Origin of the sequence: Streptomyces daqingensis (assembly GCF_014645895.1) — a bacterium.
Classification (GTDB): domain Bacteria; phylum Actinomycetota; class Actinomycetes; order Streptomycetales; family Streptomycetaceae; genus Streptomyces; species Streptomyces daqingensis.
This window is the reverse complement of the sequence record NZ_BMMP01000004.1, coordinates 1-24,759: the sequence shown is the minus strand read 5'-3', so window position 1 is coordinate 24,759 and position 24,759 is coordinate 1. Positions and strand designations below refer to the sequence as shown.

Sequence of the window (24,759 nt, the reverse complement as noted above, 5' to 3'; positions counted from 1 at the left end):
GCCCGGCCAGGCGCCGTAGGCAGGCGGCGCGGGTCAGGCCACCCTGCACGCCACCAGCGTGCCGGGCTGTGCCGCCCGCTCCGCCATGACCGTCTGGTTGTAGTCGCCCCAGACCGTGAGAGCGCCGCCCAGCAGGGCGACGCCCGCGAGCAGCACCGTCACCAGCCCGGCCCGGCCGGGGGACTCGGCGGTTCCGCCTCCCGCTGCCGCACGCCTGCGGAGGAAGAAGTACAGAACCACCGCGAGCACCGCGGCGATCAGCCCGGGGACGCTGAGGACGTAGAGGTTCTCGGGCTGTGCGCGGCCCTCGCAGACCGCGAGCACCTGCTCCCCTCCCTGCGTGAACTCCACGGTCAAGCACACCGCCGAGACCGCGGTCAGGCCGACGAGTCCGGCGAGCCCTCCCCGCATGTTCCGCAGAGCCGCCGTCATCCCGTCCCCCGTTCGACTTCCGCCGGTCTCCCGTGACGTGTGACCGGCCGGGCCGGCAGGTATATCAGTAGCCCCCAGGGGCAAGGCGGCCCGGCCCGGCGGACGCCGCGCGGACGCGAAAAGCGGTGGGCGAGCGACCGCCCGGCGGCGATACTCGCTCAGGTGTTCCTGACGATCAGCACCACGGGCGACGACGCCGTTCCGGCCACCGACTTGGGCTTCCTGCTGCACAAGCACCCCGAGCGGGCGCAGCGGTTCTCCACGGCCTACGGCGACGCGCACGTCTTCTACCCCGAGGCGTCCGCCGAGCGCTGCACGGCGGCGCTCCTCCTCGACGTCGACCCGGTCGCACTCGTGCGGCGCGGCAAGGGCAAGGGCCGCGGCGGCGCGCCCTACTCCGCACTCGCGCAGTACGTCAACGACCGCCCCTACGCGGCCTCTTCGCTGCTCGCCGTGGCTGTCCGCACCGTCTTCTCGAGCGCGTTGAAGGGCCGCTGCGACGCCCAACCCGAACTGCCCGGACAGCAGCTCGCCCTGCGGGTCGAGGTGCCCGCGCTGCCCGCCCGCGGCGGTGCCGGCCTGGTGCGCAGGCTGCTGGAGCCGCTCGGTTGGACGGTGGACGCCGAAGTCCTGCCGCTGGACGAGCAGTTCCCCGGCTGGGGTGACTCGCGGTACGTCAACCTCGTCCTGCGGGGGCGGCTGCGGCTCTCCGAGGCGCTGCGCCATCTGTACGTCCTGCTCCCCGTCCTGGACGACGCGAAGCACTACTGGGTCTCGGCGGACGAGGTGGACAAGCTGCTGCGGGCGGGCGAGGGCTGGCTCGCCGGCCACCCCGAGCAGGAACTGATCACGCGCCGCTACCTCGCCCGGCGCGGAGCGCTCACCCGGGACGCCCTGGCGCGGCTGGAACTGGCGAGGCTCGCGGAGGCAGACGACACCGCCCCCGAGGAGCTGGACAACGCCGTCGACGAGGACGCCGACACCGAGGAGCGTCCCGTGCCCCTCGCGGTGCGGCGCAGGGAGGCGGTGCTGCGCGTCCTCCGGGAGGCGGGCGCGCAGCGGGTGCTGGACCTCGGCTGCGGGCAGGGCCAGCTCGTCCGGGAGCTGCTGAAGAAGCGCGCGTTCACCGAGGTGGTGGGCGTGGACGTCTCCGTGCGTGCGCTAGAGGAGGCGGCGAGGCGCCTGCGCCTGGACCGGATGCCCGAGCGCCTGGCGGCCCGGGTGAAGCTGCTGCAGGGGTCGCTGGCGTACACCGACAGGCGGCTGGAGGGGTACGACGCGGCGGTGCTGAGCGAGGTGGTCGAGCACGTCGACCCGCCGAGGCTCCCCGCCCTGGAGCACGCGGTGTTCGGTGCGGCCAGGCCCTCGACGGTCGTCGTGACGACGCCCAACGCCGAGTACAACGTGCGCTGGGAGTCGCTGCCCGCGGGGAGGATGCGCCACCCGGACCACCGATTCGAGTGGGACAGGCGGCAGTTCCGCGCCTGGGCGGACGCCTCGGCGCAGCGCCACGGCTACGCGGTCGAGTACAGGCCGGTGGGCGACGAGGACCCCGAAGTGGGCCCGCCGACCCAGATGGCGGTCTTCCGCGCGGAGGAGCAGGGCGGCGTGCCCGTAGAGGCAGCGGAAGACGGACGTGCAGCGGGACGGGACGGACGGAAGGCCAGGAGGGAAGCACGATGACGGACGCACGGAAGCTCCTCGGTGTACCCGACCTGTCCCTGGTCGTCCTCGTCGGCGCCACGGGTTCGGGCAAGTCCACCTTCGCCCGGCGGCACTTCGCCCCGACGCAGGTGGTCTCCTCCGACGTGTGCAGGGGCCTCGTCGCCGACGACGAGAACGACCAGGCGGCCACGCCGGACGCCTTCGACCTGCTGCACTACATCGCGGGCAAGCGGCTCGCCTCGGGGCGGCTGACCGTCGTCGACGCGACCAACGTGCAGGCGGAGGCGCGCCGGCAGCTCGTGGCACTGGCCCGCGAGCACGACGTGCTGCCGGTCGCGATCGTCCTCGACGTGCCCGAGGACGTGTGCGCCGAGCGCAACTCGCGGCGCCCCGACCGCGCGCACCTGCCCGGGCGCGTACTGGCGCGGCAGCGGCGCGAGTTGCGCCGCTCGGTCCGCGGGCTGCAGCGCGAGGGGTTCCGCAAGGTCCACGTACTGAACGGCGCCGCCGAAGTCGACGCCGCCGCCGTCGAGTTGGAGAAGCGCTACAACGACCTGCGGCATCTGACAGGCCCGTTCGACATCGTCGGCGACATCCACGGCTGCCGCAGCGAACTGGAGAGCCTGCTCGCACGGCTCGGCTACGAGGCCGTACGCGACGGGCAGGGCCGCACCGTCGACGCACGGCACCCTGAGGGGCGTACGGCCGTCTTCGTCGGCGACCTCGTCGACCGCGGCCCGGACAGCCCCGGCGTGCTCCGCCTCGTGATGGGCATGGTCGCCGCCGGAAACGCCCTGTGCGTGCCGGGCAACCACGAGAACAAGTTCGGCCGCTTCCTGAAGGGCCGCAAGGTGCAGCACACCCACGGCCTCGCCGAGACGGTCGCGCAGATGGAGGGCGAGAGCGAGGAGTTCAAGGAGCGCGTCGCCGCGTTCGTCGACTCGCTCGTCAGCCACTACGTCCTCGACGGGGGCGCCCTCGTGGTCTGCCACGCGGGACTCATCGAGAAGTACCACGGCCGCACGTCCGGCCGGGTGCGGTCGTTCGCGCTTTACGGCGACACCACGGGAGAGACGGACGAGTACGGCCTGCCCGTGCGCTACCCGTGGGCCGAGGAGTACCGGGGCCGCGCCGCGGTGGTCTACGGGCACACGCCGGTGCCGTCGCCGTCGTGGGTCAACAACACCCTCTGCCTCGACACGGGCTGCGTCTTCGGCGGCCGGCTGACCGCGCTGCGCTGGCCGGAGCGCGAACTCGTCGACGTACCGGCGGAGAAGGTCTGGTACGAGCCGGCGCGGCCGCTGGAGCGGGAGGCGCCCGACCACGCCGAACGTCCGCTGGAGCTGACCGACGTCGCGGGCCGGCGCATCGTGGAGACGGCGCACCACGGCCGCGTCTCGGTGCGGGAGCAGAACGCGGCGGCGGCTCTCGAGGTGATGAGCAGGTTCTCCGTCGACCCGCGCTGGCTGGTGTACCTGCCGCCGACGATGGCGCCGTGTGCGACGTCGCAGGAGGACGGCTTCCTCGAACACCCCAAGGAGGCTTTCGCCGCCTACCGTTCAGCGGGGGTCGCCCGGCTCGTGTGCGAGGAGAAGCACATGGGCTCCCGGGCCGTCGCCGTGGTGTGCCGCGACGAGGAGGCCGCCCGCCGGCGCTTCGGAGCGGCCGACCGCACCACGGGCACCGTCCACACCAGGACGGGACGCCCCTTCTTCGACGACCCCGCCACCACGGAGCAGGTCCTCGCGAGGCTGCGCGAGGCCGTCGGAGGGGCGGGCCTGTGGGACGAACTCGGCACCGACTGGCTGCTGTTCGACGCCGAACTGCTTCCGTGGTCGCTGAAGGCGTCCGGTCTGCTGCGCCACCAGTACGCGTCGGTCGGTGCGGCCGCGCGCGCCGCCCTCCCCGGTGCCGTCGCGGCGCTGGAGAGCGCCGCGGGCCGGGGCGTCGACGTCCGGGAGCTGCTGGAGCGCCAGCGTCAACGGGACGCGTCGGCACGGGCGTTCACCGACGCCTACCGGCGCTACTGCTGGACGGTCGACGGTCTCGACGGCGTACGCCTGGCCCCGTTCCAGATCCTGGCGGCGGAAGGACGCAGCCTCGCGGGAGTGGGGCACCTGGACCAACTCGGCTGGCTGGACCGGCTGGTGGCGGCCGACGAGGCCGCGGCGGAGACGGCCGGACGGCCCGTGCTGCTGCAGGGCACCGCCCGCACCGTCGTGGACACGGAGGACCCGCAGAGCGAGGCAGCTGCCGTGGAGTGGTGGCTGCGGGCGACGGCGTCCGGCGGCGAGGGCATGGTCGTCAAGCCGGAGCAGGCGCTCGTCCGCGGCGGGAAGGGCCTGGTGCAGCCGGGCGTGAAGTGCCGCGGGAAGGAGTACCTGCGGATCGTCTACGGGCCGGACTACACCGCGCCGGAGCATCTGACGCGGCTGCGCTCGCGCCACCTCGGGCACAAGCGCTCACTGGCGCTGCGCGAGTACGCGCTGGGGCTGGAGGCCGTCGACAGGCTGGCGGCGGGGGAGCCGCTGTGGCGCGTCCACGAGGCGGTCTTCGCCGTGCTCGCGCTGGAGTCGGAGCCCGTCGACCCCCGGCTGTGAGCGGGAGGGCCCGCCGTCAGACGCTCGGCGTCGTCCGGGCGGCGTTGCGGCGGCGGGCCGCCCGGAACAGGTGCACGCTGCCCAGCACGGGAGCGGAAAGGGCGAGCACGAGCACGGGGGACGACGGGGGGCCCAGGCCGAAGGGCAGCGAGCTGCCGACATCTCCAGGCCGATCCAGATGAGCGGGGACGAGACAGGGATGAGGGTGCCCAAGACGCGGTCACGGAGCTTCCACCCTTTCGAGCCCCACAGCAGTGCGACGCCGACGGCCCCCGCGATGAGGCAGAGCGTCGGGACCACAAGCCCGGATCGGTGAGCCGTTCCTCGCGGCGTAGGCGGAAAGGACACTGCCCTCCTGCTCGACGGCCGTCAGGTAGTCGCGTATCAGGGCGTGTTCACGAATTCTCTTTGCTGCTCTCCAGCGGTTCGGCGAGGAAGTGGTCGACGGTGTCGCGGAAGTCCGGCCAGTACGCGGCGAATGCTTCGAGCGCGACGTGGCCGCTGTCGGTCAGGGAGTAGTAGCGGCGCGGGGGCCCGGCCGGCGACTCCCGCAGCTGCGAGTCGACCAGAGCGTCCCGGCGCAGCCGCGACAGCAGGGGGTAGATGGTGCCCTGCGTGGTCGCCATGACGTGGCCCGCGGAGAGCTGCTCCATCAACTCCACGCCGCACAGGGGCCGTTGACGCAGCAGTGCGAGTACGCAGTACTCCAGAACCCCCTTACGGAGCTGGCTCGCGACTCTTCCGCCGCCACCCCCATTGCTTGCATTGCCAGGTGCCATGCATTGCATGGTAGTGGCCACGGGGCGGCCGGGCATCCGTCCTGACCCCGGTGAGAGCGCGCGGGGACCGGTCCGGCTGGATCTCCCTCCGGCCGCTGTTTCCGCTCCGGTGCGCGGGCTACCCGGTCCGGGCCCCGGCCGGGGGAGGCTGGAAGGAGACGCTCATGGCACGCACCGACGGACACGAGCGGGACGAGCTCTGGGAGGAGTTCCACGCCGTCGTCAACATGTCGTCCCGGGAGCTGGAGGAGTGGCTGCGGACCCGGTCGGCCGGCCAGGACAGCGAGGAGCTTCCCGACCAGGCGGGAACCGAGAACGGGCGGCACGTGCTGAGGATCCTCGGCAAGCGCCGCGGCGACCTCAACGACGACGACGTCCGCGTCATGCGCAAGGTGGTCGACACCGTCACCGCCGAGCGGGGAGCCGACATGGAGCCCACCACGGGCCAGCCGAACTGGCGGCACCGCCTCATGACGCTAGGGCACGATCCGATGAAGCCCGTGCGTGCGGACGCCGGTACACGGGGCCGCCAGTGACGCACTGGCGGAGCGTGTCACCGGCGTACGCCGGGCGGAGACGGGCAGGGGCCGAGTAGGAGAAGGGGCCTCCCCGGCGGGCATCCGCGTCGCGTGCGGCGGCCCGCCGGTCGGGCAGGCGCCACTGACGCGGATCTCCTCGACGTCCGTGCTGGTACGGAGGAACGCGAGGCCCGCGGCTACCGCGGCCAGCTCCAGGACGAGCGTGCCGCATCCGTACAACGCCAGTTCACCCAGGGGATGTCGGGCGTCGCGGCGCAGTTCGCCGCGCTCCGCACAGCGGCCGGAGCCCCACCTGTTCACCGGGCGGCCGTGGCTCGCCGCCGACCCCGTCCTGTCGCCCTGGCCCGGCCCGGCAGACTCCGGCGTCCGGCAGACCGGCGCCTGGCTCCTCCCCGACGAACGTCCGCTCCCCTCCGAGCTGCCAGAGCTTCCTCGACGCGGGTGAACCGCCCGTCCACTTCGGCTTCGGCAGCATCAGCGCGCCGGAGGGAGCCGCCCGGAGCATGGTGGACGCGGCCCGCGCCGTCGGTCGGCGCACGATCCTCTCTCGCAGGTGGGCCGGGATCTCGCACCGGACGACGGGAAGGACTGCCTGTCCGTCGGAGAGGTGAACAGCAGGCGCTGTTCACGCGGGTCGCGGCGGTCGTCCACCACGGCGGTGCGGGGACGACGACTGCCGCCGCCCGCGCGGGAGCACCCCAGGTGGTGCTGCCGCAGCTCTACGACCAGCCGCACTGGGCCGACGCGTACAGGACCTCGGGAGCGGAACCGCGGTCGGACCCGGGACGGAAGCGGACCGTCCGTCCGCCGGACCGGCGGCCGGTTTCCTGACGACCGCGCTGGAGCAGGCGCTGCGGCCGGACGTGGCGCAAGGGGCCGTGCGGTGGCAGCCGGAATACGCCCCGACGGAGCCTCCGACGCGGCACGGAGCCTGCCGGCGCAGGTCTCCTGAAGCGAACTCCCCGCGGGGCACACCACTCCGCTCGCGGCCCCAGCCCCGGTCCCGGTTCCCCGCGGTCCCGATTCTTTCCGATCCGCCCTGCCCGGTTCGCCGGGCGGGGCCGGGGGTCCCACAACCTCGCTGTCCCGCCCGCTACTTCGCCTTGGAGACCACGGTCATGCGCACGGGCCGGTGGTCGGAGTGGAGCCGCTTCATGCAGCCCTGACTCCGCAGCGCCGTACGGGACTTGTCGAAGGCGAAACCGTCGATCCGTCCGCCCCGGGCACTGGTGCCGCTCGAGCACGGCGTGCCTTGCAGCCAGTTGGTCGTCATCCCCAGGGCGCGGTTGACCGGGACCGGACTCCACGGCTCGCGGCGCACGTCCAGGGGGTGGTTCCAGTCGCCGCCCGCGATCGGGTGCCTCCCCTTGCCGCGCAACTCCTTGACGAGCTTGCGGTAGTTGCCGTTCATGGTGATGTAGAGGTCCCGCATGGCGGGGTCGTTGCTCGCGTCCGGCGGGTAGTGCAACCCGACAGCCGTGTACACGCGTTCCGTCCGGACGTCCTTCAGCGCCGCCCACAGCAGGTGCCGGTCATACGCCTTGCCGCGGAACGCGACGCGCGCCCCCTGACCGAGAGGCTTGAACCTCTCCTTCTTCCAGACGACGGCGGAGGCGCCCTTCGCACCTTCGGGCTGCAGTACCTTCCAAGTGCCCTTGCCGCTCACCTTGTCGACGATCGCCTTCACGTCGCGGTGGCGTACCTCCTGGAGCACCAGGACGTCCGGATCGGCCGACAGCACGTGCTTCACCTGCGCGCGTGCCTTCTTCGCGGAGAGAGTGAACGGCACGTTCGCCGTGACGAACTCGACCGGAGCGACCGCTGCCTTCTCGTCTGCGGCGGGAGGCGTCGCGACGCCCGTGCCGGCCAGCAGCGCACCTCCCAGCGCGGCGAGAGCGACGGCCGGCAACGCGATCCTGCGAACCGACGCCATGTCTTCTCCCTCGATGCCGATGCCGATGCCGATTTCGATGCCCGAAGCAACCTAGCAACGGCCCACACGCCGCACTGCCGCAACGGTCAACTGCGCGCGGCCAGAGCCCTCTTGGGCGTGCGCAGTGGCGCTCTCCGGTGGATCGCGGGCTGAACGGCCGTGAGCGCTCGCCCCGCGGGGACACGGATCACGCCGTGCGGCGGCGGAATTCCAGGTCGGCGGACACTCGCGAGTAGCTAGGTTCTGTCTGACAAATAGCGTCGTACGTCCGTCAGGACGTGGTTGGCGGTGTCCGGTGCGTGTGATCGCAAGGCGGAGGGAGGAGAGCGCAGCGGGCTGCGCCGACGATCGACAACGCAGTGAGGACGCGTGCCGGACACCGCCAACCAGGCGGGATTTGTCAGACAGAGCCTAGCCAACCGTCCGGTGCCCGAAGGTAGCCTGCCCTATCCCCGGTGGGCCCGCTCCGCATCCGGTCCGCGCCGGTTCCTCCGAACGTCGCCAGAGGGAGTTCCGTTGAGCACCGAAGACTCCGCGTCACACGGCGCCGCCCGGCAGCCCGAGGAGGCGGACGCCGCATCCGCGGAAGGCATACCCGAGCCCGGAACCGCACCCGGAGCCGAAGCCGCACCTGAGGCGGAACCCAGACCTGGGGCGGAGGCCGCACCCGAAGCCGAATCCGCACCCGGAGCCGGAGTCGGAGCCGGAGTTACGCCTGAAGTCGCCGCTGCCGCCCCGGAGGACGCCCCGGAAGCCACGGAGTCCGGCGCTCCGGACGTCCCGGAGAACGCCTCGCCGTCCGCCCCCAGTGCCCCGGAGAAGCCCGGCCCGTCAGCCGCGCCGGACCAGGGGGAGGCCGAGGCAGACGGCGCCTCCGTGGACGCTGCCGCCCCGTCGCTCGTCCGCCCGTACGCCGACCTTCCGGCGCAGACGGTCGAGCCGCCCGCCGTCCCGAACACCTCCGCTTTCGACGCCCTCGACGAGGCAGACGCCGGGGACGAGGCCGGGGGAGGCGGCGCCGGCCGCCGCCCGGCGATGGGGCGGCGGCCGGTACTGACGGGCGCCGTCCTCACCGGCGTACTGCTGCTCGTCCTGGCGGCCGTGCTGCACCAGGCGGGCGGCTGGCCCTTCGGGCAGAGCGGCGATCCGGCACCGCGGGCGGGCGCGCGGCTCCCCGCGGCCCCGGAGAGCCGGGCCCCCGAGACGGACGCACCGTCGGGGAAGAAGGAGAAGAAGGACGAGAAGCCCGGCCCCGCCCCCTCCTCTCCGGAGGCGCCGGACCCCGCGGAGAGCGAGTCCGGGGACGGCGCGAAGGACGAGGGACACGGCGCGGACGGGAACAGGCCCCCCTCCGGCCCGCAGACCCCGGCCCCGGGCGGAGGCGGCGACAGCGGCTGCGAGGCGTCCTGGCACGTGGAGAGCCAGTGGGAGGACTTCACCGCCACGGTCCGGGTCACGAACACCACGAGCCGCCCCGCCGACGACTGGGTGGTCTCCTGGACCTGGCCGGACGGCAAGCGGTTCAGGAAGACCTGGAACGCCGACATCGAGCAGTCCGGCAACGCGGTCACCGCACGCAAGATCAGCACGAACCAGCCGATCGCTCCGTCCGGCGAGGTCACCTTCGGCCTCGAAGCCACCGGCAGCGGAAGCCCGGCACCGAGCCTGACCTGCCGCGTCCTGTGACCCGGGCCGCGTCCGTCCCCGCCGTCAGCCCCGGCTGACCGCCGTCAGGATCTCCGGGAGCCGGGCCGCCACTCGCGGCGACGCCCCGCGCAGGGCGAGGGACGGTACGGCGAGCCCGTAGAGGAGCCCGGCGGGCAGCACCGTCCACAGCCATGTGTGGCCGCCGGAGACATGCAGCCAGACCGTCAGCGCGACGAGCGGAGCGCACAGCAGCACGCCCGCTGCCATGCCGCCGAAGATGCTGAGGTAGGCGAGGGAGCCCTGGCCCGGGGCCACGTTCTTGTGGCCGCTGTCCTGCGGGATGGAGTAGGGGAAGCGGTACGAGGTGAAGACGCCCGTGGCCAGCAGCGCACCGAGCAACCCCAGGGCCAGGCCGAGGACTTCGGGAATTTTGTCCCACTGCCCCAGGAAGCCGGAGTAGGCCACCACGACCACGGTGACGTACGGCACCGCCACCAGCGTGATCGCCAGCATCCGTCCCCGCAGTTCGGCGTAGGCGTCCCGCGCGGAGGAGATCGTCGAGGCGACCAGCCAGAAGCCCGAGTAGTCCTGCCCGAACTGGTTGTACATCTGGATGCCGAGCAGCCCGGCGACCCAGCAGGCGTTGTACGCGCTTCCGTTGCCCTGCGCCGCGAACACCACCGGGAGCATGAGCCCGACGCCCAGCGAAGAGGCCCAGCCCACCCTCGTCTTCGGGTCCCGCCAGGCGTAGCGCAGGACGCGCAGCATCACCGCGCCCGTGCGGTCCTGCGGCAGAAACCGGGCGAGCCCCGTGCCGTCGGCTCGCCGGCGCGCCTTCTCCGGCGCGGCAGCGGACTGGACGGTCGAGGCGTCCGGAGAGGTCATCAGCCGTTCCAGGCTGCCGTGCCACCACCGCAGCAGCGCCGTCAGCGCCGCACCGGACAGGGCGAGTTGAGCGGCGGCGAGGCCGTACGCGCCGTCGCTCGCCGACTGCACCGACGCGACGGCCGAGGCGGGCGGCAGCCACGCCAGCACCCCGGCGACGGGCTCCAGGGCCGACAGCCCGCCCTCGTCGCCCAGGCGCTGGACACCGAGGTTGAGGACCTGGATGCCGACCGCGATGACCAGACCGCTGAGCAGCGCGAGGTCCCGGCCGCGGCGGCTCGTGAGCAGCCGGACGTTGGCGGTCGCCGTGGCACGGGCCAGCGCTATGCACACGAGGACGAGCAGCGGCATGGCGACCACCGCGACCGCCGTCCCCACCGCCCCGTGGGCGACGGCCAGGACCGCGCCGAAGGCGATCAGCACGGTGAACAGCGGCCCGATGCCGATGAGCGACGCGGTCAGCAGCGCCGGCATCAGCCGCCGCGCCCGCAACGGGAGCATGACCAGACGGGTCGGGTCGAGCGTCTCGTCACCCCCGGGGAAGAACAGCGGCATCACCGCCCAGCCGAGCGCGAGCAGCGCCGCCAGCGGAACGACGACGGCCCCGGCGTGCTCGCTGCCCCGCAGCACGATCAGCCCCAGAAGCTGGGCCGTGCCGAACAGCAGCACCAGCACGATCGAGGTGATGAAGGCGGCGGTGCGTCCGGAGGACTGGCGCAGACCGTTCCGCAGCAGCGACAGCTTGATCCGTGTGAACGTCCACGTGACGGACGGTGCCGCGCTCACTCGGCACCGTCCGGCCGTCCGGCACTGCCGCCCAGCCAGTCCAGGCCGTCCCCGGCGGCCGCCCGCTCCCGCGCCCCGACGAGCTGCAGGAACGCCTCGTGGAGCGAGTCCGCGGGGCCTTTCACCTCGGCGAGGGGGCCGTGCGCGCGGATGCTGCCGGACGCCATGACGGCGACCCAGTCGCACAGCGACTCGACCAGCTCCATCACGTGGCTGGAGAAGACGACCGTCGCCCCGGAGCCCGTGTAGCGCTCCAGGACGGTGCGGATCGTCTGCGCGGAGACGGGGTCGACGCCTTCGAACGGCTCGTCCAGGAACAGCACTTCGGGATTGTGGAGCAGCGCGGCGGCGAGGCCGATCTTCTTGCGCATGCCCGTGGAGTAGTCGACGACCAGCTTGTTCTGCGAGCCGGCGAGGTCGAGTGTCTCCAGCAGCTGCGTCGCGCGCCGTTCGGCCTCCTCGCGGGGGAAGCCGCGCAACGCGCCGAGGTGGGTGAGCAGTTCGCGTCCGGAGAGCCTCTCGAACAGCCGCAGCCCCTCCGGCAGCACACCGATCCGGGACTTGACGTCCACGGGGTCGCGCCACACGTCACGGCCGGCCACCTCGACGGTTCCGGAGTCCGGGCGGAGCAAGCCGGTGATCATGGAGAGCGTGGTGGTCTTGCCCGCGCCGTTCGGGCCGACCAGCCCCACGAACTGCCCAGCGGGTATGTCGAGGTCGATGCCGCCGACGGCGACCTGCTCGCCGAACTGCTTGCGCAGCCCGCGCACGCGGACCGCCGCGTCGAAGCCCCCGCGTCCGGCGCCGTCGAGTTGCTGCCGAGGTTCCGGCACTGTCACACCCATGCCTTCCTTCGCTCTCCGCGGACCCGTACCCGGGTGACGTGGCCCGGCCGCCCTTCGAGGGGCCGGCCGGCCCGGCATCACGGGCGAGAGCCCGGGTCCTTCCCGTCTCCCGGTCACGCGTGCACCCGTCCGTCCGGACTCACACCGCACCGGCTTCCCGGCCGGGCGCGGACGCCCTGGCCTCCGGTGCCCGGGTGGCACCAGTATTCACAGACGTCCACGGGGGCGGGTGCCGGGTGGTGGATCGATACCGGGCCGACACCGGGGGCTTGCGCGGCGCGTGCTCGGAGCTTTCCGGTCGCGCTCTCAGCGCGCGGGTGCCGGGCGGCAGGGGCGGCGCACGATGTTGTGACCGCCCGCTTCGTGCGCGGAAGGAGGCCGAAACCCGCCGCGTCGACCGCCTCCCCCATGGGGAGCCTCCCTCGTCAGCGCGACGATAGGAGGAGACCCGAACGTGGCCTTCGGCATCGAACGCTTGAAGACGGCAGTCGACAACCTCGCCGAACAAGTCCAGGCGCTCAGCGCGCGAGTCGAGACTCTCGATAACGCCAACCGCGACGAATTCCGGGACACCCGCAAGAGCCTCAACGGATCCGTCAACAAGATCCACACGCTCCTCGACAACGCTATCCACGCGACTCGCCAGGACTTCGCCTCGCGTATCGAAGTCGTCCGCGCTGATGTCGGCCGGCTGCAACGACCCGAACCGCCGCAACCGGCATCGCCGCCGGCCGAACCGCAGCCAGGACCGGACGCCGTGGGCGGACCCGGACCCGGACCGGAACCGGAAACGGCGTCGAAGTCCGAAGCGGAAGCGGCGTCGAAGCCCGTAACGGGAACCTCTGGACGCGGCCCGCAGCCGGAGCCGGCGCAGGAACCGGAACTCGTCCGAACGACAGCACCCGCTCCGACGACAGCACCCGCTCCTGCGGCGGAGCCCGCTTCTGCGGCGGAGCCCGCGACGGCGCCGACCGGCCACGAGGACGAAGGCGGAAACGAGCCGGAGGCACGCGACGTGCCGGAAAATCGCGACGAGCCGGAGGCGCGCGACGAGCAGGAGTCCTGTCACGACAGGGACCACCTCGCGGCCTTACTGGCAGCCGCGAGGATCACCACTGTCCGGCTCGACTGCCACCGAGACCTCTGGGCGTTCCTCGTCGGCAAGGCGGCCGGCGCTCCGCACTTCCGCCTCCCCGGGAAGGCAAAGGACATCGGCAACGGCCGCTGCCAGGTCGCACTGTCCGGCCCTTCGCTGATCGCAGTCCTCACGGTCCTCCGGGAAGGGCGCCGCTGCCCGGCACCAGGCGAGGATCCGGGCGACTGGGCCCAGGCCAACGTCCTGTACGACTCGATCAGCAAGGCCTTGAGGAAACTCGAGGACGGAGCGCGGGCTCCGAGCGACGACCACGTCGACATCACCATCGACCTCCGCAAAGCCGCGCCCGGGCCCGCGGACCCACCCACCGACGACGACCGGCCCGCGGGGGACGGCGAAGAGCCACCGGACGACGACCCCCAGGACCGGGATCGGGACGGGGACCGGGACCGGGAGAATCCCGGCTCCGACTGAAGCCGGTCGCGACAGCCCCGCCGCCGGGTGGCGGTGGGGCACCACCGGCCCCGTCACATGGAGCGCAGGGCCCGGGTCAGCCGATGGCGCCGCCGGCGTCCTGTTTGAGTGCGGTGTCCACGGCGAGCGCCGTCGAGACGACCAGGCTGCGCAGCGGCTCCTCCAGCGGGCGGTGGACTTCCAGGACGTAGTTGTCCGCAGAGGTGAACGCCGCCTTGGCGAGTCCCGCCCACTTCTTGGTGATGCGGGCGACCTCCTTGCCGTCCTTGTCGGTGATGCAGAAGTTCCAGGCCCGCCAGTTCTCCGCCTTGAGGGTGCCGACCTGCCGGCCGCCCGCCTCCATCGAGAACCCGATCTTTCCGAAGACGTTCTGCTGCACGATCTCCCCGACATGTGATCCGTCGGGACGTTCGACGACCAGCCGCGACTTCACGACCTTCCTCGGCCTCGTCAGGACGAGCTGCAGCGCGCCGGACGCGTCCCGTACCTCGAGGCGGTGCGTGAGGAACTGGTCGACGTCGGTGAGGAACCGCAGCACCTTCCTCGCCTTGCCCTGGCCGGTCTGCACCACCGACCCCAGGCTCCTGCCGTCCTCGTCGAACACCCGGTACTCGTTGGTGAGTTCGACCAGCTTGCCCTTCTGATTCACCACGAGGACCGGAGAGTCGAAGAGTGTGCGGTCACTCGGTGTCACTTGCTCTGCCGTCATGCTCGGGACCCTAGCCGCCCGGCGCACGCGGTCCCCTGAGCAGCCGTTGTTCATGACGGGCGACACTCCGCTTCCCGGTCGCCGAACCGTCTCCGGGCCCCTGACGGACACCCGCGTCGGCACATGCGAAGCCGCGGCGCCTCAGCAGCGCCCTGCCAGCGGCGCCGCCTCAGCAGCGCCCCGCCGGCGGCGCCGCGACTCACCAGTGCCGTAGTGCCGCGCCTCAGTAGTCGAGGGAGGCGGCCCAGTCGCCCCGGCCCCGGCGGGTGAGGTCCAGGAGGTGCCACACGGGGCTGTACAGGTCGATGCCGCGCTGGTCGATGTCCTCGGACATCCGCGGGTGCACCGAGTAGAAGTGGCGCACGGCCCCGTCCTCGTCGCGCGTGAACACCGACACCGTCGAGTCCTGGGCGCCGTCCGCGTCCTCGCTCCCCAGGTCGTACTTGAACGACCCGGACCCGGCGCTGAGCAGCCGCAGGTTCCCCCACCCGCGTGCCCGGGCGTGGGCGCGCAGCTCGGGCAGCCCTGCCGCGGCGACGACCGCGAGGTCCGCGTTCTGCGTGACGTGGCGGACGACCCCGTTCAGCCCGTCGAGCCACATCGTGCACATCGGGCACGGCTCGGTCTGCTGCTTGCCGTACATGAGGTGGTAGACGATCAGGTCGCGTCCGGGCTCGCTGAACAGCTCGCTCAGGCGTACGGACCGTGCGGGCGCGTCACCTTCCGACAGGTCGGCGGGGCCCTCGTCGAACGCGTAGTCGTCGACGACGGGACCCAGCGGCATCCGCCGCCGCAGTTCGGCGACCCGCTCCCGCTGCCGCATCAGCTCGATCTCCGCACGCTGCAGCTCCTCGCGGGCGCTGACGTACTCGGCCTGTTCCTTCAGGTTGGTCTGGCGCATCGCTACCCCCGTGGGTGGGCTGCTGTCGTCTGTCGCCTGTCATCTCTTACCTGGCGGGCGTTGGTCGTCTGTCATCTGTCAGCCGAAATTGGCTGTCTGCCATCTGTCATCTGTCATCCGACATCGGCTGTCTGTCATCCGTTGCCCGTTGTCCGTCATCCACCGACCGCCAGCCGTCACCTGTTGTCCGCCATCCGTCATCTGCTAGTCGTGAGCCCTTAGCCGTCAGTCGTCATCTGCCGCCCGCCGTGCGCGCCGTCCGAACGGCAACGCTATGACCGGCAACGCTCTAAGGGTCCGGGTGTCCGCAGGCGGGGAAACGACGCCGCCCCGCCCGGGCCCCCACCCCACCGGACCACGCGATCCGTGCCGACGCCCGGACGACGCACGCCGGCACCGCGTGGCGACGGTCTGTATGCACCTATACGAAAACCACGGAAACGCGAGGATCGTCCCGGGGGCCGATACTGGGACAGGTACCGCGGGTGCCGCCGTCGGACCCGGTGGGAGTCGCCGCCGGGTGGCGCCCCGGGGCCGTCCCGAGCGGCGCCGCCCGTGGTTCCGCCCGGAAGGCACGAGGTGGTGGTGATGGAGGCGTCGCTGTTCAGCGAGGGGCCGGAGGATCCGTTCGCGGTCGGTCCCGCGGCCTCGGCCGTCATCGACGTGCACGGGACGGTCGTGGGGTGGAGCGAGCGGGCCGAGGAGCTGCTCGGCCACGCTCCCGCGGACGTGCTGGGCCGCCCCGCGCACGACGTCCTCATGGACCCCGCCGATCGTGACACGGTCATGGCGGCCGTCGCGCAGTGCACGCGCGACCGGAGGTGGTTCGGCATCCTGCCCGTACGGACCAGCGACGGCCGCCGGGTGGAGATGGGGTGCCGTGTCAGGGCCGTTCTGCGCCCCGACGCCACCCACGAGTGGTTCCTCGTCGGCTCGCCCGCCGAGGAGGTGCTCCAGTGGGAGACGGAGCGGTCGCTCCTGTTCGGACTGTTCCGCAAGTGCCCGATCGGCCTGGCGGTCTTCGCCCCGGACCTGAGCATCCTGCGGGTGAACCGGGCCATCGCGAAGTTCAGCGAGGTCTCGGCCGCGGAGCACCGGGGGCGGCGCGTCGGCGACTTCCTGCTCCAGCCCGATGCGGACGCGGTCGACGCGCAACTGCGGGAGGTGCTGGACTCGGGACAGTCCTCGCTCTTCGCCGAGCAGCTCTGCCGGACCACTTCCGACCCGGCGAGGGAGATGCTCGTTTCGGTGTCGGCGTTCCGCATGCAGGACCCGGCCGGCCGGGTCTTCGGCGTCGCCCAGACGGTCGAGGACGTCACCGAGCGCTACCGGGCCCGGCAGCGGCTGGCGCTGCTCAACGAGGCCAGCGGCCGCATCGGCACCACTCTGGACGTGGCCAGGACGGCCCAGGAACTCGCCGAAGCGGTCGTGCCCGAGCTGGCCGACTGCGTCTCCGTCGATCTGCTGGAGCCGGTGGTCCGCGGGGACGAGCCCGTCCGGGGGGCGTACGGGCCGGCGCGCCGCATGGCCGTCCACTGCGACCGGCCGGAGATGCTGCAGGTCATGGCCCCGGTCGGCGACACGATCTCCTTCCCGCCGCGCTCGCCCCACATCCAGTGCGTGTTCGAGCGGCGTCCCGTTCTGGAATCGCGTCTGCACGACGGGTTGCCGTGGCTCGCCGCCCGCCCCGAGCTGGCCGCGCGGGCGCTGGGCCTGGGCGTCCACTCGCTCATGGTGGTGCCGCTCGCCGCCCGCGGGATCGTGCTCGGCACCCTCGGCCTCTGGCGGTCCCGGCGGCCCGTGCCGTACGAGGAGGACGATCTCACTCTCGCGGAGGAGATCGCCTCCCGCGCGGCACTGTGCATCGACAACGCCCGCCGCTACACCCAGCAGCAGAAGGCGGCGCTCACCCTCCAGCACAGCCTGCTGCCGCACGACGTCCCCGGGCATCCGGCGGCCGAGATCGCCCACCGCTACCGTCCGGCCGACCCCGCCTCCGGCGTCGGCGGCGACTGGTTCGACGCCATCCCGCTCTCCGGGCTCCGCATCGCCCTCGTCGTCGGCGACGTCGTCGGCCACGGCACCCACGCCGCGGCCACCATGGGACGGCTGCGCACCGCCGTGCACACCCTGGCCAACCTCGACCTCACGCCGGACGAGGTGCTCGCCCACCTCGACGACCTCGTCGACCGGCTCGCAGCCGAGCGGGAGACGACCGACGCGCACTCCCCGCAGCTCATCGGCGCGACCTGCCTCTACGCCGTCTACGACCCGGTCTCCCGGATCTGCACCCTGGCCCGGGCGGGCCATCTGCCGCCCGCCGTCGTCACCCCGGGCGGCGAGGTGAGCGTCCCCGACGTCGCCGCGGGCCCGCCGCTCGGGCTGGGCGGACTGCCGTACGAGGCCTCCGAGTTGGAGCTGGAGGAGGGGAGCGTGCTGGCCCTCTTCACCGACGGCCTGGTCGGGGCCCGGCGGCGCGACCTCGACGACGGGATGGCCCGGCTGCGGGGCGCGCTCGCCGGCACCGGCCGCACGCTGGAGGACGTCTGCACCGCGGTGGAGGAGACGCTGCTGCCCGAGGGCCCCACCGACGACGTGGCGCTCCTCCTCGCCCGCACCCGCGCGCTGACGGAGGAGAAGGTCGCCACCTGGGAGCTGTCCGCGCACTCCACCGCCGCCGCCCGTGCGCGGGCCCTGGCGGCACGCCAGCTGGCCGAGTGGGGGCTGGAGGAGATGTCCTTCACGACGGAGCTCATCGTCAGCGAACTGGTCACCAACGCCTACCGCTACGCGGACGGGCCGATGACGCTGCGTCTCATCCGCGACCGGGATCTGATCTGCGAGGTCTCCGACACCAGCAGCACCTCGCCCCGGATGCGCCGCGCCCGCAGCACGGACGAAGGCGGCCGCGGCCTCTTCCTGATCGCCCAGCTCGCCCAGCGCTGGGGGACGCGCTACGTACGCGACGGCAAGACGATCTGGGCCGAACAGCCGCTCACTCTCTCCACCCCCGAGCTGCCGCCCGACCTCGCCGAAACGCTCTTCGACGAGACGGAGCAGCTCCCGGGCTGAACCCGCCCCCGAGCCCAACTCATCGCCACCGCTCACGAGTTGACGTTCAGCCCGGTCGCTTGACCTTGCCCCTGGGGGAGGTCGCAGTGTCACCCTGTCGGGATTCACCGGGGCGGGCAGGGCTCGCCTCCGCACGGAGAAGTGGGCCTGTATGAGCGCGCGTTGCGTCATCTTCGACATCGGCGGGGTGCTGGAGATCACCCCGGTCACCGGGTGGAGGGCGAAGTGGGAAGGGCGTCTGGAACTCCCGCCCGGAGCGATCGACGACCGTCTGGGCGAGGTGTGGTCTGCGGGCGAGACGGGGGCGGTCACCGAACTCGAGGTACGCGCCCGCGTCTCCGGCACCCTCGGGCTCGACGCGGCGCAGACGGACGCCTTCATGTCGCACCTGTGGGACGAGTATCTGGGCACGGCCAACGCCGAACTGATCTCCTACGTCCGCGCATTGAGGTCCAGGTGCACGCTGGGCATCCTGAGCAACAGCTTCGTCGGAGCGCGTGAACTCGAGGAGGAGCGCTACCACTTCGGCGAACTGGTCGAGGAGGTCGTCTACTCCCATGAGACCGGCGTCCGCAAGCCGGAGGCTCGCGCCTACACGCTGACGTGCTCCCGGCTGGCGGTCGCCCCCGGGGACTGCCTCTTCGTCGACGACCTCGCCGCGAACGTCGCCGCCGCCCAATCCCTCGGCATGCGGGGCCACTTGTTCACGCACAACGCGGCGGCGATCGCGGCCGTCGAGAACCACCTGGCGGACGCGGCATGACCGGCTGCTCCCCGGCCGGGCGCCCCGCCGAACGGCCCGGCACGACCCGGCAAGGCCCGGTCCGGGACAACTCAGCCCTCCGGCGCCCGGCCGGCGCTCACCTGCCGAGGAGCCCGTCGATCTCGTCGAGCTGCGACTGGGTGAGCGGCCCGTACTCGACCGCCGCGACGTTCTCGCGCACCTGCTCCTGCGTACGGAACCCGGGGATCGGGACGGTGACTTCGCTGCGCGCCCACACCCAGGCCAGCGCGCCCTGCACGAGCGAGCGGCCCTCGCTGGTGAGGACCTCGCGGACGCGCGCGACGCGGTCCAGCCAGTCGTCCATCGCGCCGGCCTGGAAGTAGGTCCAGTGCGGGGTCACCCTGCGCACGTCGCCCTCCGGCAGATCCCCGGGCGCGCTGTACTTCCCGCTCAACAGCCCCATGGCCAGGGGGCTTCGGCCGAGGCTCGTCACGCCGGACGCCGCGCACACGTCCAGGAGCCGGCCGTCCACCCCGAAGACGTTGCACTGGTGCTGCACGGTGGCGCAGTGCTCTCCCGCGGCGAACACCTCGACGATCGCGGGGTCGTCGATGCTCGTTCCGTAGGCCCGGATCAGGCCCTCGGCGACCAGTTCCTCGAAGACGGCGACGACGTCCTCGGCCTGCTGCGCCGTCTCCGCACCCGCGTGCAGCTGGTAGACGTCCACCCGGTCGGTGCCCAGCCGCCGGAGGCTGCCGCGCACCGCCTCGCGCAGATACCGGGGGCCGGCGTCGGCGCCGCTGCCCGAGCGGGACTCCTCGTCGAACAGCAACCCGCCCTTGGTGGCGATGCGCACCTCGTCCCGTACGGAGGCGAGCGCCCTGCCGAGAACACGCTCGCTGTGCCCGCAGCCGTAGACGTCCGCCGTGTCGAAGAGGGTCACGCCCGCCTCGACGGCGGCGTGGACGGCGCGGACGGACACCTCGTCGTCCACCTCTCCCCAGCCCGCGGCGGCCCCGTCGAAGGTCCAAGGGCCGCCGATAGCCCAGCAGCCCATGCCGACGGGCGGCAACTCGCTGTCGAGACGGCCGAGTTCTCGCGTCCACGTCATCGGTACGTTCCCCCTTCGCTGCCGCAGCAGGTGAATGTGAGTGAATCGATCTACTAGATTGATATAGAAGCCGCCCTGAAGGCGTCAAGAGGGTTCGCGGAACCGGTACCGCTGTACCCATGAAAGACCCTTCCAACTGCTCTTTTGTCGCATCGACGGCAGGTGCGGAGAGCTCTGTGACCCAGGGATGGTTGACACGGGTCACCGGCGCCCAGGACTATATCGATCTAGTAGAGCGATTGATTGAACTCGCCAGAGGGGGATCGCTATGTTCGAAAGCATGGCTGGCTCATTAGCGCGGAGCGCGGTGGAAGGCGTCGCGAACTCGGCGCTGCCGCACGCCCCGACGCAGGACGACTCAGCTCCCGACCGCGGCGCGCCCGTCGCCGGTCGGGAACAACGGACCATGCGGTTCCGGCTCGCCAGGGTTCTGCGCTCACTGGCGGACCGGCTCGCTCCCACCTCGTAGTAAGCACGGATGGCATGCACGCAAGAGGAGCCGGCGCCGGCTCACGAGTGACACTGCAGACGGTGGCGGACGTCGTCGGGGTCTCCCGGGCCACGGTCTCCAACGCCTACAACCGGCCCGAGAGGCTCGGGGCCGAACTGCGGGAGCAGATCCTCGACGCGGCCCGCCAGCTCGGCTACCCGGGCCCCAACCCGGCGGCCCGGCAGCTCCGGCTCGGCCGCTCCGGCATGGTCGGCCTGCTGTTCACCGAGCCGCTGTCCTACGCCTTCTCCGACCCGGCCGCGGTGCTCTTCCTGGGTGCCGTGGCCCGCGAGTGCGAGACGGCCAACGCCGGCCTGCTGCTGCTGCCTTCACCACCGAACTCCGACATGGCCCGCACGCTGCGGGGGGCGGTCGTCGACTCCATGTGCATCTACTCGATGCCGGAGGACCACGAAGCGGTGCAGGCCGTGATGGAACGGCAGTTGCCGACCGTCTTCGTCGACCAGCCGCGCATCCGCGGAACGGCCTTCGTGGGCGTCGACGACCGGCACGGCGGACGTCTCGTCGGCGAGCACGTCACCGCGCTCGGACACCACAATGTGGGCATCCTGACCCCGCGGCTCCTCGCCGACGACTACGTGGGACCCGTCGGCGACGACCGGCTCGCCGCCAGCACGTTCCGCATCTTCAAGGAACGCTTCAGCGGCATCCGCGACGCGCTCCGCCACGGCCCCCTGCCCGACGTCCGCATCACCACCCAGGAACGCAACAACACCCCGGAAGACGGGGAAGCCGGCGCACACGTCCTCCTCGACAGCGAACCCCGGCCCACCGCCATCCTCGGCCTCACCGACCAGCTCGCGCTCGGCGCCCTGCGTGCCGCCCGCGCAAGGGGGCTCTCCGTACCCGGCGACCTGACGCTGACCGGCTTCGACGACATCCCCGAAGCGGCCACCTCCGACCCGCCCCTCACGACGATCCAGCAGCCCCTGGTCGAGAAGGGCACAGCCGCCGGCCGCCTCCTCCTCGACCTCCTCCAAGGCGGCCCCGCCAAGGAGGAGATGCTCAACATCCGCCTCCTGGTGAGGGAATCAAGCGGGCCGGCGCGGGAGGGGTGAGGGACGCAGGGGCGGGGCATGCGAAGCAGGACGGCATATAAGGGCGTTGGCGGATGGAGTGGCATAGGCGGCGCGGGGTTGGTGAGGCAGCCGGCCCTTCTCGCACCCCGGGTCCCGGCCTTTACCGTGCGGACGACCTCACCACCGGCCCAGAGTAGGACCCCCGCCCTGCGCGGCGGGGCGTTGGGGCGGCTGGGCGGCGCCCGCGTATGAGGCCGTCGAACCGCCGGACCCAATCGGGGACATCGCGGCCGTGCTCGGCAGCGAGCCGTGCATGCGGACGCAGGAGGTCTCGCAGCGCCTCGCGCAGCACGAGCCGGGCAGTACCGGGGGCACAGCAGGCAGTCACCACAGGAAGACTGCAAGGTGCTGTCTCATTGCTCGACCCCGGCCTCCGAGGCGAGCCACGGCCAAGAGCCGGGCAGGGCGGCGATCTCGCGTGCGTGTGGGCGGCAGGCGTATACGTTGCCAGTGCGGGGCCCTGCGTTCGGCCCCTGCATGTTCCCGGCGTCGACCTGATGCACGAGCACAACGCCCCGGGCGTCACAGCGAATGCACTTCACGACGCCACCAGCTCCGCCCAGACGCGCTTCCCCCACGGCAATAAATCGATGCCCCAGCGGGCGGCCATCAGCTCGACCAGGGCCAGCCCGCGCCCGCTTTCGTCGTCCTCGTCGGCCTCGTAACGGACGGGCTGCCCACCGGACTTATCGACCACGGCGATTTGGACGGTGGCGGGCTCGGGCCGGGTGACGACGACGCGGATGGCGCTGCTCTGGGCGTGCTGCACGGCGTTCGTAGTCAGCTCCGAGATGATCAGCGTGGCGGCGTCGGCCAGCTGCTCCAAGCGCCACGTGGCCAGGGCTGTGCGCACGAGCCGCCGCGCTGTGGCCGCGCTCTCCGGGGAGCGCGGCAACGTCTCGCTGTATCCAGGGATTCCGGTCGGGCGTGCTGTGGCGGTCACGGTCATCACAGACCCTCGTCGGTGGTGTGAGCGGTACCGGCCACCACGCTGGTCCGCGACGGCCTGTGCACCACTCAACGACGGGTTGTGACGGACCGTGAGGAAAAGCCCGGCCCGTGTGCATCGCCAATGACCGGAAATTTCGAGGCTTTTGACGCGTCGGGAGGGCGCTGCCTAGCTACCTTGACGGTGTGGAGGTAAACGAGGCACTGGCGAGCGCGCTGCGCGAAGCCGGGTTGACTCAGGCGGAGTTGGCCGAGGCCGTGAACACCTATCTGCGCTGCTCCCTCGGTCGAGAGGGCACGGTCAGTGACCGCACGGTGCGGCACTGGCTGACCGGAAACACCCGTTGGCCTCACCCACGTCAGCGAGAGGCGCTGGGGGCAGTATTCGGGTGTGCCGCCGAGGAACTGGGGTTCGCCCCTCCGGCGGGACGACGCATCGCCCCCAGCAGTCCGGAGGATGATCCCGTGCGGCGACGCAACTTCATCACCGCCACCACCGGCGTAACGGCCGCCACGTCGCTCGTTGCGGCCCGCCCGAATTCCGTCGGCACGACCGATGTGATCCGGCTGCGCTCAGGGCTGGACGCCCTGACTGCGCTTGACGCCACGAGAGGGGGCATGAGGCCTTGGAGCGGGCAGCCCTGGCAGGAGCCGCTGACGCCCTGGAGAAGCAGAAGCAGGCGGCTTCCCAGCGCATTCGCCAGCGCCTGTTCGCCGTGGCTGCCGAGTACACGTCCACGGCAGCGTGGTCGGCGGTCGACGCGCACCAGTCCGAGCGCGCACGAGGCCACTTGAACCGCGCGCTGTACCTGGCCGGCATGGCAAAGGACTCCACAGCGGAGATGCGTGTCTGGAACGCACACGCGATGCTGGCCCGTCAGCAACTGCGCCACACGGAAGCCGTGGACTCCGGCCAGGCCGCGCAGGCGACGGCCATCACCCGCCGGGACCCCCTGTTCGCTTCCCTCGCGCAGGCACGGACAGCCGTGGGACACGCCAACTGCGGGGACCGGCAGGCCGCTCTGCGCTCCCTGGGACATGCCCAGGAGGCACTGGCCAAGGTCAAGCTGGATGAGCCCCGCCCGAGCTGGATCGCCTTCTACGGCCCGGCCGAACTGCTGGCCATCACCGCTATCGTGCGAGGGCGTATCGGAGACGCCGCCGAGGCGGAAGCCGCTTCACACCGGGCGCTCTCCGCGATCCCCGAGCGCTTCCGAAGGAACCGCGCCCTGGCAACGGCCCAACTCGCCCTCGCCCAACTTCACCAGCACGACATCGAGCAGGCTTGTGCATCTGCCGACACCGCGTTCTCCCTGATGGACGGCGACCCCATCCCTGGCCGGATGCGATCTCGCCTCGGGGACTTCTACCGTGATCTGCTCACTCTTGGGCCGGACGCTTCGGCCGCACGGGAGTGGGGCGACCGATACCGAACCGAATGGAGCCGAGCTTGAAGACCGCCGATGCTCTGGAGCTGCGCCGCTTCAGCCACGACGATCTGCCGGACATTCGGCAGACGTTGATCGATGTGCACGCGAACGTGCACGCCGACCGGATGGGCGACGACGAGTTTCGGCAGAAGTTCCCCTGGTTCGTGGACCACTGGGGCGGTCACCCCCGCTTCTCTTGCGTGATCGCGTACGACGGTAGCGAGCCAGTGGGTTTCGCCTACGGCGCCCCGGCGAAGGACGGCCGAGAGTGGTGGCGGGAGCATCTGAACCCGGCCCCGGAGCGGACAGCCACGTTTTCCTTCTCGGAGCTGATGGTCCGCGAGAAGTGGCGGAAAACGGGAGCAGCGGAGCGGTTGACCCGCGCCCTGCTCGATGGCCGGGACGAAGCCCTCACCGTCCTCCTGGTGGACACCACCCACCCCAGGGTCCAGGCCCTGTACGAGCGCTGGAACTTCCGAAAGGTCGGGGAGCGTCAGCCGTTCCCCGACTCCCCTAAGAGCTCGTCTCATTTGGCGAGTCTGCGGTAGCAGATGAGGGTGCAGGCGATGCTGGTGAAGGCGAGGAAGTGCTCA

19 protein-coding genes and 2 pseudogenes are annotated in these 24,759 nt (G+C 71.9%); 12 read left to right on the top strand and 9 right to left on the bottom strand.

Annotated elements, in window-relative coordinates; genetic code table 11:
* Positions 1-33: 33 nt before the first annotated feature.
* Positions 34-432: a hypothetical protein gene (locus tag IEY56_RS07230; RefSeq protein WP_189036280.1), complete on the bottom strand. Its 399-nt coding sequence runs from the start codon at positions 430-432 to the stop codon at positions 34-36.
* 162 nt (positions 433-594) lie between these two features.
* On the opposite strand from IEY56_RS07230, the gene IEY56_RS07225 reads away from it, so the two are divergent.
* Both IEY56_RS07225 and IEY56_RS07220 read left to right on the top strand, forming a co-directional pair.
* Positions 595-2,115 (top strand): 3' terminal RNA ribose 2'-O-methyltransferase Hen1, encoded by a 1,521-nt coding sequence (locus IEY56_RS07225; RefSeq protein WP_189036279.1) that lies wholly within the window; start codon positions 595-597, stop codon positions 2,113-2,115.
* Complete coding sequence (locus tag IEY56_RS07220) at positions 2,112-4,697, top strand: polynucleotide kinase-phosphatase (RefSeq protein ID WP_189036278.1); 2,586 nt, start codon at positions 2,112-2,114, stop codon at positions 4,695-4,697. The genes IEY56_RS07225 and IEY56_RS07220 overlap by 4 nt, the downstream gene beginning before the upstream one ends.
* 395 nt (positions 4,698-5,092) lie before the next feature.
* On the opposite strand, the gene IEY56_RS07215 is transcribed toward IEY56_RS07220, so the two are convergent.
* Positions 5,093-5,476, bottom strand: a complete 384-nt coding sequence (locus tag IEY56_RS07215) for a PadR family transcriptional regulator (protein WP_189036277.1) — start codon at positions 5,474-5,476, stop codon at positions 5,093-5,095.
* Positions 5,477-5,640: 164 nt separating this feature from the next.
* Between IEY56_RS07215 and IEY56_RS07210 the strand changes: the two genes are divergently transcribed.
* A complete protein-coding gene (locus IEY56_RS07210) occupies positions 5,641-6,012 on the top strand; it encodes a DUF3140 domain-containing protein (RefSeq protein ID WP_189036276.1) in 372 nt (123 codons plus the stop codon).
* A 240-nt stretch (positions 6,013-6,252) separates the two neighbouring features.
* Positions 6,253-6,846, top strand: coding sequence for a nucleotide disphospho-sugar-binding domain-containing protein (locus tag IEY56_RS28315; protein ID WP_373292051.1), 594 nt, complete (start codon positions 6,253-6,255; stop codon positions 6,844-6,846).
* A 262-nt stretch (positions 6,847-7,108) separates the two neighbouring features.
* On the opposite strand, the gene IEY56_RS07205 is transcribed toward IEY56_RS28315, so the two are convergent.
* A complete protein-coding gene (locus IEY56_RS07205; RefSeq protein ID WP_189036275.1) occupies positions 7,109-7,948 on the bottom strand; it encodes an endonuclease/exonuclease/phosphatase family protein in 840 nt (279 codons plus the stop codon).
* Between the two features lie 516 nt (positions 7,949-8,464).
* Between IEY56_RS07205 and IEY56_RS07200 the strand changes: the two genes are divergently transcribed.
* Positions 8,465-9,634, top strand: a complete 1,170-nt coding sequence (locus tag IEY56_RS07200) for a cellulose binding domain-containing protein (protein ID WP_189036274.1) — start codon at positions 8,465-8,467, stop codon at positions 9,632-9,634.
* 24 nt (positions 9,635-9,658) lie between these two features.
* Here IEY56_RS07200 and IEY56_RS07195 read toward each other — a convergent pair whose 3' ends face one another.
* Positions 9,659-11,266, bottom strand: a complete 1,608-nt coding sequence (locus IEY56_RS07195) for a transporter (RefSeq protein ID WP_189036273.1) — start codon at positions 11,264-11,266, stop codon at positions 9,659-9,661.
* Positions 11,263-12,111 (bottom strand): ABC transporter ATP-binding protein, encoded by an 849-nt coding sequence (locus tag IEY56_RS07190; protein WP_189036272.1) that lies wholly within the window; start codon positions 12,109-12,111, stop codon positions 11,263-11,265. The genes IEY56_RS07195 and IEY56_RS07190 overlap by 4 nt, the downstream gene beginning before the upstream one ends.
* A 454-nt stretch (positions 12,112-12,565) precedes the next feature.
* Between IEY56_RS07190 and IEY56_RS07185 the strand changes: the two genes are divergently transcribed.
* Entirely contained in the window at positions 12,566-13,681 is a 1,116-nt protein-coding gene (locus tag IEY56_RS07185) for a hypothetical protein (RefSeq protein ID WP_189036271.1), read from the top strand.
* Between the two features lie 76 nt (positions 13,682-13,757).
* On the opposite strand, the pseudogene IEY56_RS07180 reads toward IEY56_RS07185, so the two are convergent.
* Both IEY56_RS07180 and IEY56_RS07175 read right to left on the bottom strand, forming a co-directional pair.
* Positions 13,758-14,363: pseudogene (locus IEY56_RS07180) on the bottom strand (LURP-one-related/scramblase family protein); the annotation flags it as partial.
* 250 nt (positions 14,364-14,613) lie between these two features.
* The gene (locus IEY56_RS07175; protein ID WP_189036269.1) at positions 14,614-15,291 is read right to left on the bottom strand and encodes a DUF899 family protein; all 678 of its coding nucleotides are present in this window, start codon (positions 15,289-15,291) and stop codon (positions 14,614-14,616) included.
* Between the two features lie 588 nt (positions 15,292-15,879).
* On the opposite strand from IEY56_RS07175, the gene IEY56_RS07170 reads away from it, so the two are divergent.
* Positions 15,880-18,363 carry a SpoIIE family protein phosphatase gene (locus tag IEY56_RS07170; RefSeq protein WP_189036520.1) on the top strand — a complete coding sequence of 828 codons (2,484 nt, stop codon included), beginning with the start codon at positions 15,880-15,882 and terminating at the stop codon, positions 18,361-18,363.
* A 151-nt stretch (positions 18,364-18,514) separates the two neighbouring features.
* Positions 18,515-19,126: an HAD family hydrolase gene (locus tag IEY56_RS07165; RefSeq protein WP_189036268.1), complete on the top strand. Its 612-nt coding sequence runs from the start codon at positions 18,515-18,517 to the stop codon at positions 19,124-19,126.
* Between the two features lie 97 nt (positions 19,127-19,223).
* Here IEY56_RS07165 and IEY56_RS07160 read toward each other — a convergent pair whose 3' ends face one another.
* Positions 19,224-20,198: an aldo/keto reductase gene (locus IEY56_RS07160; RefSeq protein WP_189036267.1), complete on the bottom strand. Its 975-nt coding sequence runs from the start codon at positions 20,196-20,198 to the stop codon at positions 19,224-19,226.
* A 531-nt stretch (positions 20,199-20,729) separates the two neighbouring features.
* Here IEY56_RS07160 and IEY56_RS07155 point away from each other — a divergent pair.
* Complete coding sequence (locus IEY56_RS07155; protein WP_189036266.1) at positions 20,730-21,767, top strand: LacI family DNA-binding transcriptional regulator; 1,038 nt, start codon at positions 20,730-20,732, stop codon at positions 21,765-21,767.
* Positions 21,768-22,326: 559 nt separating this feature from the next.
* On the opposite strand, the gene IEY56_RS07150 is transcribed toward IEY56_RS07155, so the two are convergent.
* The gene (locus tag IEY56_RS07150) at positions 22,327-22,737 is read right to left on the bottom strand and encodes an ATP-binding protein (protein WP_189036265.1); all 411 of its coding nucleotides are present in this window, start codon (positions 22,735-22,737) and stop codon (positions 22,327-22,329) included.
* 185 nt (positions 22,738-22,922) lie between these two features.
* On the opposite strand from IEY56_RS07150, the pseudogene IEY56_RS29240 reads away from it, so the two are divergent.
* From IEY56_RS29240 to IEY56_RS07140, 3 genes and pseudogenes are all read left to right on the top strand, one after another.
* A pseudogene (locus IEY56_RS29240) lies at positions 22,923-23,297 on the top strand (helix-turn-helix transcriptional regulator); the annotation flags it as partial.
* A 65-nt stretch (positions 23,298-23,362) separates the two neighbouring features.
* Positions 23,363-24,190, top strand: a complete 828-nt coding sequence (locus IEY56_RS07145) for an NsdA family TPR-like regulatory protein (RefSeq protein ID WP_308424121.1) — start codon at positions 23,363-23,365, stop codon at positions 24,188-24,190.
* Positions 24,175-24,714, top strand: a complete 540-nt coding sequence (locus IEY56_RS07140) for a GNAT family N-acetyltransferase (protein ID WP_189036264.1) — start codon at positions 24,175-24,177, stop codon at positions 24,712-24,714. The genes IEY56_RS07145 and IEY56_RS07140 overlap by 16 nt, the downstream gene beginning before the upstream one ends.
* Positions 24,715-24,759 lie beyond the last annotated feature (45 nt).